At 62.6% G+C, this 18,441-nt stretch carries 16 protein-coding genes; 11 read left to right on the top strand and 5 right to left on the bottom strand.

From position 1 onward, the window contains the following. Window positions 1–5: 5 nt before the first annotated feature. Together cobM and ASF66_RS03095 are read left to right on the top strand one after the other, a co-directional pair. On the top strand, window positions 6–752 hold the full coding sequence (gene cobM, locus ASF66_RS03090) for a precorrin-4 C(11)-methyltransferase (protein WP_056842680.1): 747 nt from the start codon (window positions 6–8) through the stop codon (window positions 750–752). Window positions 753–777: 25 nt separating this feature from the next. Further along, window positions 778–1,764: a GlxA family transcriptional regulator gene (locus tag ASF66_RS03095; protein WP_082484405.1), complete on the top strand. Its 987-nt coding sequence runs from the start codon at window positions 778–780 to the stop codon at window positions 1,762–1,764. Window positions 1,765–1,818: 54 nt separating this feature from the next. Here ASF66_RS03095 and nfuA read toward each other — a convergent pair whose 3' ends face one another. Beyond that, a complete protein-coding gene (gene nfuA / locus ASF66_RS03100; RefSeq protein ID WP_049859622.1) occupies window positions 1,819–2,403 on the bottom strand; it encodes a Fe-S biogenesis protein NfuA in 585 nt (194 codons plus the stop codon). A gap of 77 nt (window positions 2,404–2,480) precedes the next feature. Further along, a complete protein-coding gene (locus ASF66_RS03105) occupies window positions 2,481–3,503 on the bottom strand; it encodes an acyltransferase family protein (protein WP_056842682.1) in 1,023 nt (340 codons plus the stop codon). 273 nt (window positions 3,504–3,776) lie between these two features. On the opposite strand from ASF66_RS03105, the gene metH reads away from it, so the two are divergent. After that, window positions 3,777–7,469 carry a methionine synthase gene (gene metH, locus ASF66_RS03110; protein WP_056842683.1) on the top strand — a complete coding sequence of 1,231 codons (3,693 nt, stop codon included), beginning with the start codon at window positions 3,777–3,779 and terminating at the stop codon, window positions 7,467–7,469. A 220-nt stretch (window positions 7,470–7,689) separates the two neighbouring features. Here metH and otnC read toward each other — a convergent pair whose 3' ends face one another. Together otnC and otnK are read right to left on the bottom strand one after the other, a co-directional pair. Continuing rightward, entirely contained in the window at window positions 7,690–8,328 is a 639-nt protein-coding gene (otnC, locus tag ASF66_RS03115; protein WP_056842684.1) for a 3-oxo-tetronate 4-phosphate decarboxylase, read from the bottom strand. Further along, window positions 8,325–9,614, bottom strand: a complete 1,290-nt coding sequence (otnK, locus tag ASF66_RS03120) for a 3-oxo-tetronate kinase (RefSeq protein ID WP_056842685.1) — start codon at window positions 9,612–9,614, stop codon at window positions 8,325–8,327. The genes otnC and otnK overlap by 4 nt, the downstream gene beginning before the upstream one ends. A 241-nt stretch (window positions 9,615–9,855) precedes the next feature. On the opposite strand from otnK, the gene ASF66_RS03125 reads away from it, so the two are divergent. The 5 genes from ASF66_RS03125 to ASF66_RS03145 all read left to right on the top strand — a co-directional run bounded on the left by ASF66_RS03125 (window position 9,856) and on the right by ASF66_RS03145 (window position 15,396). Next, entirely contained in the window at window positions 9,856–11,229 is a 1,374-nt protein-coding gene (locus tag ASF66_RS03125; RefSeq protein ID WP_056842686.1) for a hypothetical protein, read from the top strand. Window positions 11,230–11,303: 74 nt separating this feature from the next. Beyond that, window positions 11,304–12,653, top strand: a complete 1,350-nt coding sequence (locus tag ASF66_RS03130; RefSeq protein ID WP_056842687.1) for a GntT/GntP/DsdX family permease — start codon at window positions 11,304–11,306, stop codon at window positions 12,651–12,653. Window positions 12,654–12,694: 41 nt separating this feature from the next. Continuing rightward, a complete protein-coding gene (locus ASF66_RS03135) occupies window positions 12,695–13,504 on the top strand; it encodes a DeoR/GlpR family DNA-binding transcription regulator (protein WP_056842688.1) in 810 nt (269 codons plus the stop codon). 83 nt (window positions 13,505–13,587) lie between these two features. Further along, window positions 13,588–14,019, top strand: a complete 432-nt coding sequence (locus ASF66_RS03140; RefSeq protein ID WP_056843410.1) for a DUF1810 domain-containing protein — start codon at window positions 13,588–13,590, stop codon at window positions 14,017–14,019. A gap of 189 nt (window positions 14,020–14,208) precedes the next feature. Further along, complete coding sequence (locus tag ASF66_RS03145; protein ID WP_056842689.1) at window positions 14,209–15,396, top strand: MFS transporter; 1,188 nt, start codon at window positions 14,209–14,211, stop codon at window positions 15,394–15,396. Here the strand turns inward: ASF66_RS03145 and ASF66_RS03150 are convergent. Further along, window positions 15,390–16,427 carry an alpha/beta hydrolase family protein gene (locus tag ASF66_RS03150; protein WP_056842690.1) on the bottom strand — a complete coding sequence of 346 codons (1,038 nt, stop codon included), beginning with the start codon at window positions 16,425–16,427 and terminating at the stop codon, window positions 15,390–15,392. The genes ASF66_RS03145 and ASF66_RS03150 overlap by 7 nt on opposite strands. A 285-nt stretch (window positions 16,428–16,712) precedes the next feature. On the opposite strand from ASF66_RS03150, the gene ASF66_RS03155 reads away from it, so the two are divergent. From ASF66_RS03155 to ASF66_RS03165, 3 genes are all read left to right on the top strand, one after another. Beyond that, window positions 16,713–17,414, top strand: coding sequence for an OBAP family protein (locus ASF66_RS03155; protein ID WP_236707058.1), 702 nt, complete (start codon window positions 16,713–16,715; stop codon window positions 17,412–17,414). A 91-nt stretch (window positions 17,415–17,505) separates the two neighbouring features. Beyond that, window positions 17,506–17,727: a PLD nuclease N-terminal domain-containing protein gene (locus tag ASF66_RS03160; protein WP_049859611.1), complete on the top strand. Its 222-nt coding sequence runs from the start codon at window positions 17,506–17,508 to the stop codon at window positions 17,725–17,727. Between the two features lie 127 nt (window positions 17,728–17,854). Further along, window positions 17,855–18,364 carry a DUF4142 domain-containing protein gene (locus tag ASF66_RS03165; protein ID WP_056842692.1) on the top strand — a complete coding sequence of 170 codons (510 nt, stop codon included), beginning with the start codon at window positions 17,855–17,857 and terminating at the stop codon, window positions 18,362–18,364. Window positions 18,365–18,441: the final 77 nt, after the last annotated feature.

Consider the following 18,441-nt stretch of genomic DNA (forward strand, 5'->3'; position numbering starts at 1 on the left):
TACCCATGACCGTTTACTTCATCGGCGCCGGACCGGGTGATCCGGAGCTGATCACCGTCAAGGGTCAGCGTCTGATCCGCCAGTGCCCCGTCATTATCTTCGCCGGTTCGCTGGTGCCCGAAGCCGTGCTCGAAGGACACACTGCGCATCAGGTGCACAACAGCGCCGAGCTGCACCTGCAACAGATCGTCGAGATCATGCGCCAGGCCCACGCCCGTGGCGAGGATGTGGCGCGAGTGCACAGTGGCGATCCCGGGCTGTACGGCGCCATCGGCGAGCAGATCCGTTGCCTGCGCGAGCATGGCATCGACTATCAGATCATTCCGGGCGTTACCGCGACTGCGGCCTGTGCCGCGTTGCTTGGGGTGGAACTGACACTGCCCGACGTTTCGCAAACGGTGATCCTGACTCGCTATGGCGACAAGTCGCCGATGCCTCCGGGAGAAAGCCTGGCCAGTCTGGCCCACCATCGCGCTACACTGGCCATTCATCTAGGGGTAAAGAATCTGGGCAGGATCGTCGCAGAGCTGTTGCCCAGCTATGGCGCTGGGTGCCCGGTCGCGGTGATCCACAAGGCCAGCTGGCCGGATCAGGATTTCGTGCTGGGTACCCTGGCCGATATCCAGGGCAAGGTCGCGACCAAGGACTTTCGTCGCAGCGCGCTCATACTCGTGGGCCATGTGCTGCAAACGGACAGCTTCGCGGACTCCGCGCTGTACCGCGCTGGCCATGCTCACCTGTACCGTTCGTGAATCACCACGCTGCGAGGTCGTTTCCATGAAAGTGATCGCTTGCCTGGTCTACCCCGGCGTGATGAGCCTGGATGTGACCGGCCCGATGCAGGTGTTCGCCTCGGCCAACGTCGAGCTGACGCGCCAGGGGCTGGCGCCCTTCTATGACCTGCAACTGCTGGGCGAAACCCCGGGACCCGTCGCGACCTCGGCCGGGCTCAAACTGCACGCCGATGCCAGCTGGCAGTCAGTGGACTGCTCCACTTTGGATACGGTATTGCTGCCCGGCGGCAGCAGCGATGCCGAACAATGCGCCAACACCGCCCTGCTTGCTTGGCTGCGCGCGGCGGCGCCTCAGGTACGGCGATTGGGCTCGGTGTGTTCGGGCGCATTGATGCTTGCCAGCGCCGGGCTGTTGGACGGCTTGATCGCCACCACCCACTGGGATGATGTCGAGGCGTTGCAGACTTTCGCCAACGTACAGGTTCAGGGCGATCGTCTGCACACCTATGATCCGTCGGACAAGGATGGCCACAGCCACATCTTCACCTCGGCCGGCGTCACGGCCGGCATCGACCTGGCACTGGCCTTGATCGAAGCCGATCTGGGCCGACCACTGGCGCTGGCTGTGGCGCGCCGCCTGGTGCTGTTCCTCAAGCGCTCGGGCGGGCAGACGCAGTTCAGCCCGCACCTGGCACGCATCAACGGGCCGACGTCGAGGCTGACCGAACTGCTGGAATGGATCGCGCACAACCTCAGCGCCGACCTGTCCCTGGAAGCGTTGGCGCAGAAGGCCAACATGACGCCACGCACGCTGTATCGCGTGTTCTTCGCCGAATTGAACATCACCCCGGCGCGACACATCGAGCGGGTCCGACTGGAAGCGGCCAGGGCCATGATTCAGGGTGGGCAGTTGTCGGTGCAGAGTGTGGCGCGGTTGTGCGGCTACGGGCATGTAGAGAATCTGCGCCGCAGCTTTCAGAAAGTGCTCGGGGTCAGTCCCCAGGGGTATGCGCAGCGCTTCGGCCAATAAGGCCGGGCACCGACGCTGCACAGAGGCAGCGAGTCGGTGCTGGCGCCACGCCGATCAGTAGTAGGCGTTTTCTTTCTGAGTGTGGTCGGTCACATCGCGTACGCCCTTGAGCTCGGGGATGCGTTCGAGCAAGGTGCGCTCGATACCGTCTTTCAGTGTCACGTCAGCCTGCCCGCAACCCTGGCAACCACCACCGAACTGCAGCACGGCGATGCCGTCCTCGACCACGTCGATGAGGCTGACCTGGCCGCCATGGCTGGCCAGACCGGGATTGATCTCGGTCTGCAGGTAGTAGTTGATGCGCTCGTTGACGGGGCTGTCGGCGTTGACCATCGGCACCTTGGCGTTGGGTGCCTTGATGGTCAGCTGCCCGCCCATGCGGTCGGTGGCGTAGTCGACCACGGCGTCGTCGAGAAAGGCTTCGCTGACCGCGTCGATCCAGGCGGTGAAGCTCTTCAGGCCCAGGGCGGTGTCTTCCGGCTTCTCTTCACCCGGCTTGCAGTAGGCAATGCACGTCTCTGCGTACTGGGTGCCTGGCTGGGTGATGAACACGCGTATGCCGATACCGGGGGTGTTCTGCTTGCTCAGCAGATCGGCCAGGTAATCGTGCGCAGCGTCGGTAATCGTTATAGCGCTCATAGTGGTTCCTCACAGACTTGCCAGGAGTTTACGCGAATCCGGCGACGCTGACAAAGCCTGACTGTTTTGGTCGGGAATCAGTTGATACGCGCCATCGCATTCGAATCCAGACGTGCGTCGGTCCAATGCTTGACCCGGCGATACAGGCGCTTTTCGATCCACACGTAGCTGGCCCACGACACCAGGGCGATGGTCGGCACACAGAACGCAAACACCCAATACGGGTTCAGGTGCCAGCGCACGCTGGCCAGCCAGCCGCCGTAGAGCACCAGCACATGCACCAGGTACACCGAGTAGGAGCAGTCGCCCAACGCCTTGAGGATGCGGCTGCCACGGAAATGCGGCTCCATGGCCACGCAGGCCAGCACGATCAACGCGCTGGGCAGGCCCCAGTGCAGCAGACGGTCGCTGGAATCCAGGTGATAGATCAGCAACGCCGACACGATGATCACCGCCAGCGGCAGCCACAGGCCCTGGGCGATCCAGCCGCGGCGATAGAGCATGCCGATACCGATGCCGAGCAGGAACTCGTAGATGATGTTGTTCTGGTAAAAGCGGCTGACCACCCCATAACGTCCGAGCACTTCGCTGACCGCCACGAGAGCGGCTGCGACGATCAACGGCCGGTAGCGCTGCGGCACGGTGAACACCAGGGAGAACAACAGGTAGAAGAACATCTCGTAGTTGAGCGTCCAGCCCACGTTCAGCGTCGGGTAGAGGCCGTAGCCGCCCGGGTTTTCCGAGGGGATGAACAGCAGCGACAGAATGAAGTGCGGCAGGTCGATGGCGGCGTGCGGCAGCCATTGCCCCAAACTGACCAGCATCAACCCCATCAGTGCCGTGTACAGCCAATAGGCCGGGACGATGCGAATGATGCGGTTGAGCAGGAAGCGCCCTGCGGGCATCTGCTTGTCCTGGGTCGAGAGGTAGATCACCAGCCCACTGATGACGAAGAAGATGTCGACGCCCACCGCACCCCGGTCAGTGAAGAACTGACCGATGGGGCCTGAGGCATGGAAGTCGAAAAAGATCTGCATGAAGTGATGACAGACCACGATCCAGGCGGCCAGGGCCCGTAGAGCTTGAAGCGAAATCAGCATGCGTACCGCCTTTTGAAACGAGAATTCGCGCCCCTTTTCGGGGCATTCCGGGGGGTGGGACTGCAAAAATCCGGAAAAGGTCGCGCATTTCGTCGATGGCTGGGGTGATGCACTGCTGTTTCACGGTCGATACATAGCCGGTGCTTCAGACAAACAGCAGGTTATCAACATGAGCGAAATTCATGGACATGCCCTTCGTGATCAAATAGCGCACAGGTTTGCTATTATCCGCACCCTGTCACAGTGTCCGAATTTTCTGAAAGAGTGGTTCCCATGTCCGACCGCAGTGCTCGCCTTCAAGCTCTCAAGCAAGCCCTCAAAGAGCGCATCCTGATTCTCGACGGCGGCATGGGCACGATGATCCAGAGCTACAAGCTCGAGGAAGAGGATTACCGCGGTGAGCGCTTTGCCGATTGGCCCAGCGACGTCAAGGGCAACAACGATCTGCTGCTGCTCAGCCGCCCGGACGTGATCGCTGCCATCGAGAAGGCCTATCTGGACGCCGGTGCGGACATTCTGGAAACCAACACCTTCAACGCCACCCAGGTGTCCCAGGCCGACTACGGCATGGAATCGCTGGTGTACGAGCTGAACGTCGAAGGTGCGCGGGTGGCGCGCCAGGTCGCCGATGCCAAGACCCTGGAAACACCGGACAAGCCACGCTTCGTGGCCGGCGTGCTGGGCCCGACCAGCCGCACCTGCTCGCTGTCCCCGGACGTCAACAACCCCGGCTACCGCAACGTCACCTTCGACGAACTGGTGGAGAACTACACCGAAGCCACCAAGGGCCTGATCGAAGGCGGCGCCGACCTGATCCTGATCGAGACCATCTTCGACACGCTCAACGCCAAGGCAGCGATCTTCGCCGTGCAGGGCGTCTACGAAGAGCTGGGCTTCGAGCTGCCGATCATGATCTCCGGGACCATCACCGACGCCTCGGGCCGGACCTTGTCCGGGCAGACCACCGAAGCCTTCTGGAACTCGGTGAGCCATGCCAAGCCCATTTCGGTCGGCCTGAACTGCGCGCTGGGCGCCAGTGAGCTGCGGCCTTACCTGGAAGAGTTGTCGAACAAGGCCGGCACCCATGTGTCCGCCCACCCCAACGCCGGCCTGCCCAATGCCTTCGGCGAATACGACGAACTGCCGTCGGAAACCGCGAAGATCATCGAAGAATTTGCCCAGAGCGGCTTCCTCAATATCGTCGGCGGCTGCTGCGGCACCACGCCCGGGCATATCGAAGCCATCGCCAACGCCGTGGCCGGCTACCCGCCGCGCGCCATTCCGGAGATCCCCAAGGCCTGCCGCCTGTCGGGTCTGGAGCCGTTCACCATCGATCGCCAGTCGTTGTTCGTCAACGTCGGCGAGCGCACCAACATCACCGGTTCGGCGCGCTTCGCCCGGTTGATCCGCGAGGAGAACTACACCGAGGCCCTGGAAGTCGCCCTGCAGCAGGTGGAAGCCGGCGCTCAGGTGATCGACATCAACATGGACGAGGGCATGCTCGACTCGCAGAAGGCCATGGTCACCTTCCTCAACCTGATCGCGGGCGAGCCGGACATCTCCCGGGTGCCGATCATGATCGACTCTTCCAAATGGGAAGTGATCGAAGCCGGGCTCAAGTGCATCCAGGGCAAGGGCATCGTCAACTCGATCAGCATGAAGGAAGGCGTCGACGCGTTCATTCATCACGCCAAGCTGTGCAAGCGCTACGGCGCTGCGGTGGTGGTGATGGCCTTCGACGAGGCCGGCCAGGCCGACACCGAAGCGCGCAAGAAGGAGATCTGCAAGCGCTCCTACGACATCCTGGTGGATCAGGTCGGCTTTCCGCCGGAAGACATCATCTTCGACCCGAACATCTTCGCCGTGGCCACCGGTATCGAGGAGCACAACAACTACGCCGTCGATTTCATCAATGCCTGCGCCTACATCCGCGATGAGCTGCCGTATGCGTTGACCAGCGGCGGCGTGTCCAACGTGTCGTTCTCGTTCCGCGGCAACAACCCGGTGCGAGAGGCGATTCACTCCGTGTTCCTGCTGCATGCCATCCGCAACGGTTTGACCATGGGTATCGTCAACGCCGGCCAGTTGGAGATCTATGACCAGATCCCCACCGAGCTGCGCGAGCGTGTCGAGGATGTGGTCCTCAACCGTACGCCCGAGGGCACCGATGCCCTGCTCGCCATCGCCGACAAGTTCAAGGGCGACGGCAGCGTCAAGGAAGCCGAAACCGAGGAATGGCGTGGCTGGCCGGTCAATCGGCGCCTGGAGCATGCGCTGGTCAAGGGCATCACCACGCACATCGTCGAGGACACCGAGGAGTCGCGGCAGTCGTTCAAGCGGCCGATCGAGGTCATCGAAGGCCCGCTGATGTCTGGCATGAACATCGTTGGCGACCTGTTCGGCTCGGGCAAGATGTTCCTGCCCCAGGTGGTCAAGTCGGCGCGGGTGATGAAGCAGGCCGTGGCCCATCTGATTCCGTTCATCGAGCTGGAAAAAGGCGACAAGCCCGAAGCCAAGGGCAAGATCCTGATGGCGACGGTGAAAGGCGACGTGCACGACATCGGCAAGAACATCGTCGGCGTGGTGCTGGGCTGCAACGGTTACGACATCGTCGACCTGGGTGTGATGGTGCCGGCCGACAAGATCCTTCAGGTCGCCCGTGAGCAGAAGTGCGACATCATCGGCCTGTCCGGCCTGATCACCCCTTCCCTGGACGAGATGGTCCACGTCGCCCGGGAAATGCAGCGCCAGGATTTCCACCTGCCCTTGATGATCGGCGGCGCGACTACGTCCAAGGCGCACACTGCCGTCAAGATCGAACCCAAGTACAGCAACGACGCGGTGATCTACGTTACCGACGCCTCACGCGCGGTGGGGGTTGCCACCCAGTTGCTGTCCAAGGAGCTCAAGCCTGCATTCGTCGAGAAGACCCGCCTGGAGTACATCGACGTTCGCGAACGTACCGCCAACCGCAGCGCACGCACCGAACGTCTGAGCTACGCCCAGGCTGTCGCGGCGAAGGCCAGCTTCGACTGGAGCAGCTACAACCCGGTGCAGCCGACCTTCACCGGCGCCAGGGTGCTGGACGATATCGACCTCAACGTCTTGGCCGACTACATCGACTGGACGCCGTTCTTCATCTCCTGGGACCTGGCCGGGAAGTACCCGCGTATTCTCACCGACGAAGTCGTAGGCGAAGCGGCCACTGCGTTGTTCGAAGATGCCCAAGCGATGCTGCGCAAGCTGATCGACGAGAAGCTGATCCGTGCCCGTGCGGTGTTCGGCTTCTGGCCGGCCAACCAGGTCGAGGATGACGACATCGAAGTCTACGGCGACGACGGCCAGCCGCTGGCGCGTCTGCATCATCTGCGTCAGCAGATCATCAAGACCGATGGCAAGCCGAACTTCTCCCTGGCCGACTTCGTGGCGCCCAGGGACAGCGGAGTGACGGACTACGTGGGCGGCTTCATCACCACGGCAGGCATCGGTGCCGAAGAGGTGGCCAAGGCCTATCAGGACAACGGCGACGACTACAACTCGATCATGGTCAAGGCACTGGCCGACCGCCTGGCCGAGGCCTGCGCCGAGTGGCTGCACCAGCGGGTGCGCAAGGAACACTGGGGTTATGACCCCGAGGAGATCTTGGACAACGAGGCGCTGATCAAGGAGCAATACAAGGGTATCCGCCCTGCCCCAGGCTACCCGGCCTGCCCGGACCACACCGAGAAAGGCACGCTGTTTGACCTGCTCGATCACAACGGGCAGAGCGGCGTGACGCTCACCGAGCACTACGCGATGTTCCCGGCGGCGGCGGTCAGCGGCTGGTATTTCGCTCACCCTCAGGCGCAATACTTTGCCGTGGGCAAGATCGATCGCGACCAGGTGCAGAGCTACACGGCGCGCAAGCAGCAGGATCTAGCCGTCAGCGAGCGCTGGTTGGCGCCGAATCTGGGTTACGACAACTAAGGCATGTACTGTTGCCGATACGGGTTCAGCCTCGGCTGAACCAGTACACCGCTGTTGCCATGACCACCACGATCATGAAGCCTATGGCCCAGGCGTCGACATGGCTGTCGTTTTTGCGGGTTTTCAGGGAGTTGCTCATCGGCATCGTCTCTTGTGATTTTGTTGGACGCTGGTTCCAGTAAAGCCCAACAAAGGCCTTTCCACAAGTAAGGTCAATGCCTCACCAAACGCAACCGAACACCGCCTTGAGTTCTTCGATGGCCGCCTCGCTCAAGGGTGCAGGTCGGGGTTGAGTCATCAGCCACAGCCGTGCGGTTTCCTCCAGTTCTTCCAGTGCATGGCTGGCCTTGGACACAGAGCTTTCCCACATCACCGGGCCCAACCGTTCGAGCATGACCCCCCTCACCTGATCGGCCAGTGCCGCGACTTGTGTGGCGACGTCGGGCGAGCCCGGACGCTGGTACTGGATCAACGGGATGTGCCCCACCTTCATCACCTGATAAGGCGTGAGCGGCGGCAGAATGTCTTGGGCGCTCCACACCCCAGCCAAAGTCAGGGCCACCAGGTGCGTGGAGTGGGTGTGGACCACGCCGTTCACTTCTGGATTACGGTCGTACACCTGGCGATGCAGGGCCAGGGTCTTGGATGGCTTGTCGCCGCTCACCCATTCACCCGCCGTGGTGACCTTGGCGATGGTGTGTGGCTGCAACCTTCCCAGACAGGCATCGGTTGGGGTGATCAGCCAACCGTCGTCGAGGCGCGCACTGATGTTGCCGGCACTGCCGACGGTATACCCACGCTGGAACAGGCTCAGACCCACTTCACAGATTTCTTCGCGCAAGGCGTGTTCGTTTCTCACGAAAAATCTCCCGCCAGGCAAGTCAAGGCCTTGGCAAAAAAGTCCACGCTGCCAAAGTTGCCCGATTTCAGCGTCAGCGCGAGCGCAGTGGTGCCGCCGAAGGCCACGGTGGCCGGCACGCCAGGATCGATCTGACGGCCGATCCGCAAGCCTTTGACCTGCAGCGCCTGTACCACCGAGCCCGACGTTTCGCCACCTGCAATGACGAAGCGGCGCCAGCCTCTGTCCTGCAGCTGTGCCGCGACCTCGCCCAGAGCCTTCTCGATCATGGCGCCAGCCTGCTCCGCACCCAGCTCTCGCTGCACGGCGGCCACCTGCTCGGGACTGCTGGTGGCGTAGATCAGCACCGCTTCGTTTCGATCGGCGAAGGCCTCGGCCTGGGCCACGACCGGCTCGCCACGAGCGATTGCCAGCGGGTCGATGCGAAAAGCCGGGCGACCTGCTTCCAGCCAGGCGGCGACCTGGCTATTGGTGGCCTTGGAGGTACTGCCTGCCAAGACCACGGCGCGGCCTTCGATAATGGGCATGGCAGCGGCGTCGCCCGTGCGCAGCAGGCCCTGGCGGCGGAAGTTTTCCGGGAGGCCCTGGGCCACCCCCGAGCCACCGGTGATCAAGGCGAGGTTCGCGCAGGCACGTCCCAGGGTCTGCAGATCCTCGTCACTCACGGCGTCGGCAATGGCCACATTCACGCCTTCGGCCCGCAGCTCGTCCATACGCATGACGACCGCTGAGGCGCCCTGCCCGACCACGTCGTAGCGCAACAGCCCCACCGCACCGGTGGTTTGCTCGTCCAGCACGCGGACCAGGTTGGCATCTTTCATCGGTGTGAGCGGGTGATGCTGCATGCCGCATTCACTGAGCAGGCTGTCCTGAACGAACAGATGACCACGGAACAAGGTGCGGCCGGTCTCCGGGAACGCCGGACAGGCGATGGTGAAATCGCTGCCGAGGGCTTCCAGGAGTGCCTCGGTGACCGGGCCAATGTTGCCCTCTGCAGTCGAATCGAACGTCGAGCAGTATTTGAAGAAGAACTGTTGGCAGCCACGTTCGCGCAACCACGCCAGCGCCTGCAACGATTCGGCAACGGCGCTGGCCGCCGGCGTGGTACGGGATTTGAGGGCGATGACGATGGCATCCGCCTCCGCGAATTCCGCCAGATCACTGTCTGGCACGCCAATCGATTGCACCGTGCGCATGCCGCCGCGAACCAGGATGTTGGCGAGATCGGTAGCGCCGGTAAAGTCGTCGGCAATGCAGCCGAGCAGTGGGCGATGAACAGCGGTCATGAGTGGCATCTCCTGCACAGGTCACCGTGGCGGGCACGGCGCATGTTAATTATTGGTTCATCTGAGCGATTCAATGACCCAATACTACAAGCGAAAACGATCTTTGTGTTAATCCATGTTAAATAAATTGACCTGAATGTTAAAACCGCACTATCGTGCTGTCACTCGGGAGCTACGAATCCATAACAAATATTGTTCATCCGGTGGTCGCTGCCGATTTTCCCTTCACCGAGGACGAACCATGAATTTCGAATTGCTGTTCGCTGCACAAGCCGATCAGGCCGTACGTTACGCACTTACCGGCGCCAAGGGAGGTTTCTCGCGCACCTTGCTGGCCCAGACCCGGCTGATGCCCAATCTGGTCCCCGCCGTTCTGTGCGACCTGGACGTGCCCGGCCTGCATGGGCTGTGCGTCGAACTGGGCTTTGCCGCAGAACAGCTGCACATCTGCAACGACGCCGCTGCGGTTGCCAGTGCACCGGCCAATGCCATTGTGCTGGTCGCCGACGTCGCCCTGCTGCAGGCAGCCCGCTACGACATTCTGGTGGAAGCCACCGGCAACCCGGCGATTGGCTACCAGGTCGCCCGGCGCGCCATCGAGGACGGTCGTCACGTCGCCATGGTCAGCAAGGAAGCGGACTCGGTTGCCGGTATCGCCCTGTCCCGCCTCGCCGCACAACACGATGTGGTCTACACCACAGCCGACGGCGATCAGCCGGCCAACCTGATCGGCTGGGTCAGTTGGGCGCGTGTGCTCAAGCTGGACATCGTCGCCGCGGGCAAGTCCAGTGAATACGATCTGGTGTTCAACCCCGAGGACGGCAGCATCACCCAGCTTGATACCACCATTTCCGCGCCGGCCATGGGCGAACTGCTGCGTTTGGGCGACGACATTCCCGCTACCCTGGAAGCTCGTCGCGCTGCCCTGAACGGCCTGAAGACGTCCGCTACAGCCGACTATTGCGAAATGTCGGTGGTCGCTACCAATACCGGTCTGGTGCCGGATGTGGAGCTGCTGCACTACCCGATTGCCCGTACCAGCGAACTGGCCGACATCTATGCCCTGCGTGAAGACGGTGGTGTGCTGGGTCGCAGCGGCGTGATCGAGGTGTTCAACGTGCTGCGCCTGCCAGACGAGGCCAGCTTTGCCGGGGGTGTGTTCGTGATCATCCGCACCCACGACAAACCGACCTGGGAATTGCTCGCGCAGAAAGGCCACGTGGTGAGCCGCAACGGACGTTACGCCTGTCTGTACCTGCCCTACCACTTCATGGGCGTGGAAACGCCGATCACCCTGCTCAACGCCGTGCTGCACAAACGAGCTTCGGGCACTGACAAGCCGAGCCAGTCGACCATTCTGGCCGGACGCGCCACGGTCGATGTCGCTGCAGGCACCGTGCTGAAAATGGGTGGCCACCACCACGACGTGACCGGCGTGCAGGCCGTGCTGCTCGGGCGTTCGGATGCCCCCGACGATATCGCTCCGTTGTACCTGGCAGCCCACGCCACCGCCGCACGGAACATCAAGGCGGGCGAGCTGCTGCTGATGGGTGACATCGGGCAGTACAACGATGAATTGCACCGCGCCTGGCAGACCGGCCTGCAATCGGCCTGATCGCACAGCGGCCTTGAGCCGATACCGGTGCCCGACACGGGCACCGACGTCCACTTCACAGGTTCCATAAAAACATGAATAGCGAACTGCTGATTTTCGCGATGGCCGCCGGCGCCATCGTGGTGTTGATCCTGCTCATCACCAAGCTCAAGCTCAACCCGTTCCTGGCCCTGACCCTCACTGCGATCGGCCTTGGCCTGCTCAGTGGTGCGGGCGCCGGCGAGACCATCGACAGCTTCGCCAAAGGCTTCGGCTCAGCGCTGGCCAAGACCGGGCCGGTCATTGGTCTGGGTACGCTGCTGGGCGGCATCCTGCTGGGGTCCGGCGGCGCCGACCGCATCGCCAATGCGTTCATCGGTCAGCGTCCGGTGCAGTACGCGCCCTGGGCGATCTGCGCCGCCGCCTTGCTGATCGGCATGCCACACCTATTCGACGTCAGTTTCATCATGCTGGCGCCATTGGTGTATACGGTGGCCAAACGCACCCATAGCCATCTGCTCTACATCGGTCTGCCGCTCGCCGCGGGCCTGTACGTGTCCCACGGCCTGCTGCCGCCCCACCCCGCGCCGACGCTGGCGGTCGCCGCGTTCCACGCCAACACCGGCCTGACCATCTTCTACGGCTTGTTGATCGCCGTGCCCACCGCGATCATCTGCGGGCCGATCTTCACCCGCCTGATCAGCCCCTGGTTCGGCCCGGCGCCAGACCTCACCGCCGGCCCGGTGGGGGCACGTGAAGTCAGCCCCGATCAAAACCAGGTGTCACTGCTGTCGTCGATCATCGCCGTGCTGCTGCCGCCCGGCCTGATGCTGGTCGTTACCCTGGGCCTGGCCTTCAGCGTCAAAGGCTCGATGGCCTATGCGGTATTCAACGCCTTGAACAACCCGATCCTGTCGTTGTTGATCGCGGTCATCTTTGCCTTCTTCGCCTTGGGCCTGCGCGCCGGGTTCAACCTGGGCCAGGTGCAGAAGATGGCCAGCCAGGGGCTGGCACCTCTGGGCGCGATCGTGATGATCCTGGGTGCCGGCGGCGGCTTCAAGGAAATGCTCACCACCATTCACCTGGATGCACTGATCACTCACCATGCCTCGGGCTGGGCGGTGAATCCACTGATTCTAAGTTGGGGTATCGCGGCGCTGCTGCGCATCTGCGTCGGTTCGGCGACCGTTGCCACCGTCGCCGCCACCGGGATCGTCGCGCCTCTGGCACTGGCCTATCCGGGCCTGTCACCGGAGTTGCTGGTACTGGCCACCGCCTCGGGTGCCGTGATGCTGTCCCACGTCAACGATTCGGGTTTCTGGCTGTTCAAGGAATACTTCCAGCTCAGCGTGGCGCAGACCTTCCGCACCTGGACCCTGATGCTGTGTCTGCAATCGGTGATCGGTTTGCTCGGTGTTCTATTGATCGAAGCGGTGATTCGCTAAGATGGCCGCCTGACTATCTGCCTGCACGCCACGGAGCCTGAATGCCCACCGACGAGGACCTCGCCATCACTGGCGCCGCACCGATGATTCCGGACCAGCGCCGGGAACAGATCCTGCGCCAGTTGCGCAAGCACCAGGTGCTCAGCGTGCACCAGCTTACGGAAATGTTCGACTGCTCGCACATGACTGTGCGCCGCGATATCAGTGTGCTGGAGCAGGAAGGCCGTGCGTATTCGGTGCCTGGCGGTGTGCGCATCGCCAGCCAGTTGCACAGCGAGCCCAGTCACCAGTCCAAGGCGGTCGCCGAACAGCCACAGAAACAGGCCATGGGGGTTCTGGCGGCAGGTTTGCTGCGCAATGACATGACGGTGTATCTGGATGCCGGCACCAGCACGCTGGAGATCGTCCCGCACATCGCCGCTCTGTCGGGCATGACCGTGGTGACCAACGACTTCGGCATCGTGCATGCCCTGGCTGAAGCAGTGCATGTGGATGTCATCCACACCGGCGGCCTGCTGGATCACCCCAATCGTTCCTGCGTCGGGGGCCTGGCGGTGGCGACGTTACGCCAGCTGGCCACCGACATTGCCTTCATGTCCACCAGTTCCTGGGACCTGCAACGGGGCATCACTACCCCTTCGGCGCTCAAGGTCGAGGTCAAGCAGGTGGCGATGCAGGCGGCGTCGCAGCGGGTGCTGATCACCAGCAGCTCCAAGTACGGCACGTTCGGGATGTACAAGATCGCCAGCCTCGAGCAGTTCGATGTGGTCATCAGCGACAGTGAGCTGACCGAGGTGGCCGCCGAGGCCATTCGCAAGCTGGGCGTGGAAGTGCTATTGGCCGAAGGCTGACGGTCTGGTCTGGTCTGGTTGATGGAACTCCGTTGCGCGACCGTGGCCAGAACTGCACACAATCCCTGCGGGATCTACTGGCCATGAACGACACGTTCGATCTGCACCGCTTCATCGACGCCCAGCGCGTCGTGTACCCCGATGTCCTCGAAGAACTGCGCAGTGGCCGCAAACGCAGCCATTGGATGTGGTTCATCTTCCCGCAGCTGGCTGGTCTCGGTCATAGCGAGACGGCGCGCTTCTATGCGATCAGCGGTGCGGCCGAGGCGACGGCTTATCTGAACAATTCATTATTGGGTGCGCGCCTGCTGGAATGCACACGTACGGTGCTGGAGCATTCCGGTCAGAGCGCCAGGGCGATGTTCGGCACCCCCGATGACACGAAGTTGCGCTCGTGCATGACCTTGTTTGCCAGCGTGGCGCCGGAGCAGGTGTGCTTCCAGCAGGTGTTGGATCGGTTTTTCGACGGCGAGAGCGATGCGAAAACCATCGCGTTGCTGGAACAACCCCTGTAGCAACGGCGCGAGCCGCGTCACGAGTCATGCGGTGTGGCTGATCTAACGCGGTGAGGCCGGACGCGGCTTGCGCCGCTGCTACAGGGGTGCGCGTTGTGTCTAGAGGTTGCAAATAATCGATAGCCTGCTTTGCTTTAACCAACGTTCCCTGTGCAAGGGGACCTCAACCGCACGCCTGCGAACGAGCCCATGACCGAGTCTGCCCACCCCGCATCGCCCTCTTCGTCGTCGATCACCCTGCAAATCATCTCCATCGTGTTCTACACGTTCATTGCCTTCATCTCCATCGGACTGCCCATCGCGGTGTTGCCCGGCTACGTGCACGACCAGTTGGGCTTCAGCGCGGTGGCCGCCGGCGTGGTGATCGGCGCGCAGTACCTGGCGACTCTGCTCAGCCGTCCCAGCGCCGGACGCATGGCCGATGCGCTGGGCACCAAGCGCACCATTGTCTACGGCCTGATCGGTATCGGCATCAGCGGGGCGCTGACGTTCGTCTCGGTGTTTCTGCACAGCGTGCCGCAGTGGAGCCTGGGGGTGCTGATCGCCGGGCGTGTGGTCCTCGGCCTGGCGCAGGGCGCCATCGGGGTGGGTACCAGCAGTTGGGGAATCAGCCGCGTCGGCGCCGAACACATGGCCAAGGTGATCTCATGGAACGGCATCGCCTCCTACGGCGCCATCGCCATCGGCGCCCCGCTGGGTGTATTGATGGTGGCCTTCGCCGGGTTCTGGAGCCTGGGCGTTGCACTCATGGCCCTGAGCGCTCTGGGCTTGTGGATGATCCGCGACACACCGGCGTCACCCGTGGTGCGGGGTGAGCGCATGCCGTTCTGGTCCGCCTTCGGCCGGGTTGCGCCCCATGGCATGAGCCTGATGCTGGCTTCGATCGGCTATGGCACCCTCACCACGTTCATCACCCTGTATTACGTGGAGCGCGGCTGGGAAGGCGCGGCCTGGTGCCTGACCGCCTTTGGCATCAGTTTCATCGCGGCTCGCCTGGTGTTCATCAACAGCATCAACCATCTGGGCGGCTCGACCGTGGCGATGGCCTGTATCGCCACCGAAGTGGTCGGGCTGGCCATGCTGTGGCTGGCGCCCTCGACGGTGTTTACCCTGACGGGCGCGGCACTGGCGGGGTTGGGGTTGTCGCTGGTCTATCCAGCCTTGGGCGTGCTGGCCATCCACAAGGTGCCCGGCACCAGCCGGGGCGCGGGCCTGAGTGCGTTCGCTGTCTTCTTCGATTTGGCCTTGGCGATCGCCGGGCCGGTGATGGGCGCGGTGGCTGCCGGGTTTGGCTATGGCTCGATCTTCGCTTTGGCGGCCGGCCTCTCCCTGATCGCCCTGGGGCTGACCGCGTGGCTGTCGCGACAGGATCAGTGATCGGCGGTCTGCAGGCCGGCGCGTGAAGGCCGACCGAGGGTGTGGGTGAAGAACTTGCCCGCCTCGTGAATAAGGTCGCGGTGGATACCTTCGCGGTCCACGCCGTCGGCATCGGTGCACAGCGCCGGCGAGGCGCTGCGCTGTTCGTCCGTGCACGGGGCCATGAACACGAAGTGACCGGCGCCGGGCAGCAGGCGGTAGTCGGTGTTGCCCGGCAGCTTGCGCGCCAGCGCTTCGGCATTCTTGTCTATGGCCACAAGCTGGTCATTGTCGCCGCTGTAGATCAGCGTAGGCAGATGGACTTCGGCCAGGGTCTGGCGGCCGAACATCAGGCTTAACGGCGCCATCAGCAGCAGTGCACGCACCCGTGGGTCGGCCTCGGGGGTCAGGTCATCACGATCGGCTTCCAGTTCCCCGCGGGTCTGGCAGGCATCGGCGTCGTAGGGTCGCTCTTCGCAGTATTTGCGCAGGCGCTGCAGGTCAGGTCGTGCACCGGACAGAATCAAGGCCGTTTCGCCCCCGGCCGAATAACCGATCACACCGACCGCATGGGTGTTCACGAAAGGCGACAACATGGAATCACCCAGCGCCGCGGTGATGGCCTGGGAGATCTGCAGCGGCCGTCCATAGAGATTGCTGAGTTTGCCCAACCGGCTGTGATCCTGGGCATTGTCGCCCGGGTGTACGACCGCTACTACGACGAAGCCCTTGCGGGTCAGCGCGGTGATCAGGTCATGCAGCGCCAGCGGCGTGCCGGTATTGCCGTGGGACAGCATCAACAGCGGGAAGCGACCGATGGCGACTGCCGCATCCTGCTGTGCATCGATGCTGTAGCCGCCCAGACGCGCCGGATGTGTGCGGTCCTGAGTCGGATAGAAGGCATAGGCGTGCATCGGCTGATCGTCGAGCGGGTCGTTGAAGGTCAGCAGGTGATAGCCCACGTTCCAGCGGGCGTGAGGATTCGCTTGAGCCTGCACCGAAAGCAGGCTCAACAGCAGCAGAGAAACGATTACTGCACAACGACGGACCATCGCGGCGCTCTTCCTTGGCAAAACCTCGGGGGTAGGTTCTGACACAGCATAGGATGGGCCAAGTCACACCTCGGTTCCGTGAAATATTGTACAGACGGGCGCGCGACCCTCGCCGAGCTGAACCCTGACTGTGCCGATCACTCTATGAAGTGCCCTGTGTGCCCTGATCGTTCTATCCAGGGCCGCACTTTCCTCACTGAAAAGGACTCCAGCATGAGCACCCGCTCGCTCTTCTCGCCACGCCGCACCGCGCGCACTCCATTGCTGTGCCTGGCCGCCCTGGCCATGGCCGGATGCGCCGGCAACAACAGCGCATCCAAGGTGGACGCGCCCGGCGCGCCGACCACGGCCCTGACCAAAACCCTCGACGCGGGCGCCAATGCGCTGCAGTCACGTCCGCCAATCAACGAGTTGAACGCCTATCTGGACGGCTTTCATTTCTACAACGGACACCCCGGCGCGCAGATGGAAGCCCATCACTACTGCGCGATCCTCAACGAGGAAGTCATCCAGTGCGTCATTTATGACGGCAACGTCAAGGACGCCAAGCTGATGGGCGTTGAATACATCATCAGTGCCCGGCTTTTCGCTCAACTGCCCAAAGCCGAAAAAGCGTTATGGCACAGCCACGTTCACGAAGTGAAGTCTGGCCAGCTGATCGCGCCCGGCATCCCCGCGCCTGCCGAGCATGCCCTGATGGACAAGCTGGTGAACACCTACGGCAAGACCTGGCACACCTGGCACACCGATCTGGACAAGCAGCTGCCGTTGGGCGTGCCGCAACTGATGATGGGCTTCACAGGCGATGGACAGGTCGACCCGGCGCTGGTGCGCGAGCGGGACAAGCGTTTCGGCATCGACAGCGCGGAGAAGAAACGTCAGCGCGCCGACATTCCAACACCCAAGATCGACCCCGGTGCAGACGCATGGAGCAAAGGCCAGATCATCCAGATCCAGGACCCGACCGGCAGTCGACACGCCCATTGAGGCGAAAACGGCACCACCGACCGATCCAGTTGAACTTGCCGAGCACGGTGGCCCTCCCCTGTAGGACCTACGTTGATCAATGAGCCTACACATGGAAACTTCGATTTTCTGGACCGCCGCAGCGGTCATCGTGTTACTGCTCGATCTGTGGGCGCTGGCCAGCGTCTGGAAAAGCACCAAGAGTTCCGGCACTAAGATTGGCTGGACCGTACTGATTTTCATCTTCCCGCTGGTCGGGTTGGCCATCTGGGGCTTCGCCGGACCACGGGGCGTCGCCATTGCCCCGACGTCCGACGAGCACAGCAAGGGCTGAATCGCCATGCGTCGCGTGCATCCAGTGATGGATGCACATCCGATGAAACTGCTGCGTTCCGGCGGCAGTCACTCTTTCACGGCCTGCAACGCTCAGTCCGCTTCATACCCTACACAAGGAATTGACCATGAAATCCAAATTCTACGCCGCTGCCCTCGCCCTGTCCGTCTCGCTCGCCAGCCATGGCGCCTTCGCAGCCTCCGATGATTTCGTCGAGGACGCGTCCGCCAAAGGCGTTGCCGAAGTCGAAGCAGGCAAGCTGGCGCTGGAGAAAGGCACCGCTGCGGACGTGAAGACTTTCGCCGACATGATGGTCAAGGACCACACTGCCGCCAACCAGAAGCTCAAGGCACTGGCCGACAAGAAGAACATCGACGTCTCGGACGATGCCGAACTGCTGGACAAGGCCAAAGCGATGATTCTGGAACTGCGCTCGGCCAAGTCGTTCGACCAGGCCTATGCCAATAACCAGGTCAAGGCGCACGAAGCGACCATCGAGATCTTCGAAGACGAAATCAAGAACGGTGAAGACGCAGAGCTCAAAGCATTCGCCACCGAGACCCTGCCCAAGCTGAAAGCCCACCTGGTAGAGGCCAAGAAGCTGGCCGCTGCCCACGGTGGTTCGGCTGCGCACTAAGTACTCAGCCAACGCGCGCAACACCCGATGCCCCCGCACACTGTGCGGGGGCATTTTTCATGGGGAAAGGCTTAAGG

The organism is Pseudomonas sp. Leaf129, from assembly GCF_001423465.1.
GTDB lineage: Bacteria > Pseudomonadota > Gammaproteobacteria > Pseudomonadales > Pseudomonadaceae > Aquipseudomonas > Aquipseudomonas coleopterorum.

Bases quoted from the DNA above. Each gene is read 5' to 3' on its own strand.
- ASF66_RS03125 (WP_056842686.1), top strand. From the start codon at position 9,856: ATGAATTTCGAATTGCTGTTCGCTGCACAAGCCGATCAGGCCGTACGT.
- ASF66_RS03095 (WP_082484405.1), top strand. From the start codon at position 778: ATGAAAGTGATCGCTTGCCTGGTCTACCCCGGCGTGATGAGCCTGGAT.
- ASF66_RS03155 (WP_236707058.1), top strand. From the start codon at position 16,713: ATGGCCGGATGCGCCGGCAACAACAGCGCATCCAAGGTGGACGCGCCC.
- ASF66_RS03145 (WP_056842689.1), top strand. From the start codon at position 14,209: ATGACCGAGTCTGCCCACCCCGCATCGCCCTCTTCGTCGTCGATCACC.
- nfuA (WP_049859622.1), bottom strand. From the start codon at position 2,403: ATGAGCGCTATAACGATTACCGACGCTGCGCACGATTACCTGGCCGAT.
- ASF66_RS03130 (WP_056842687.1), top strand. From the start codon at position 11,304: ATGAATAGCGAACTGCTGATTTTCGCGATGGCCGCCGGCGCCATCGTG.
- ASF66_RS03105 (WP_056842682.1), bottom strand. From the start codon at position 3,503: ATGCTGATTTCGCTTCAAGCTCTACGGGCCCTGGCCGCCTGGATCGTG.
- otnK (WP_056842685.1), bottom strand. From the start codon at position 9,614: ATGACCGCTGTTCATCGCCCACTGCTCGGCTGCATTGCCGACGACTTT.
- ASF66_RS03135 (WP_056842688.1), top strand. From the start codon at position 12,695: ATGCCCACCGACGAGGACCTCGCCATCACTGGCGCCGCACCGATGATT.
- ASF66_RS03150 (WP_056842690.1), bottom strand. From the start codon at position 16,427: ATGGTCCGTCGTTGTGCAGTAATCGTTTCTCTGCTGCTGTTGAGCCTG.
- metH (WP_056842683.1), top strand. From the start codon at position 3,777: ATGTCCGACCGCAGTGCTCGCCTTCAAGCTCTCAAGCAAGCCCTCAAA.
- cobM (WP_056842680.1), top strand. From the start codon at position 6: ATGACCGTTTACTTCATCGGCGCCGGACCGGGTGATCCGGAGCTGATC.
- ASF66_RS03165 (WP_056842692.1), top strand. From the start codon at position 17,855: ATGAAATCCAAATTCTACGCCGCTGCCCTCGCCCTGTCCGTCTCGCTC.
- ASF66_RS03140 (WP_056843410.1), top strand. From the start codon at position 13,588: ATGAACGACACGTTCGATCTGCACCGCTTCATCGACGCCCAGCGCGTC.
- ASF66_RS03160 (WP_049859611.1), top strand. From the start codon at position 17,506: ATGGAAACTTCGATTTTCTGGACCGCCGCAGCGGTCATCGTGTTACTG.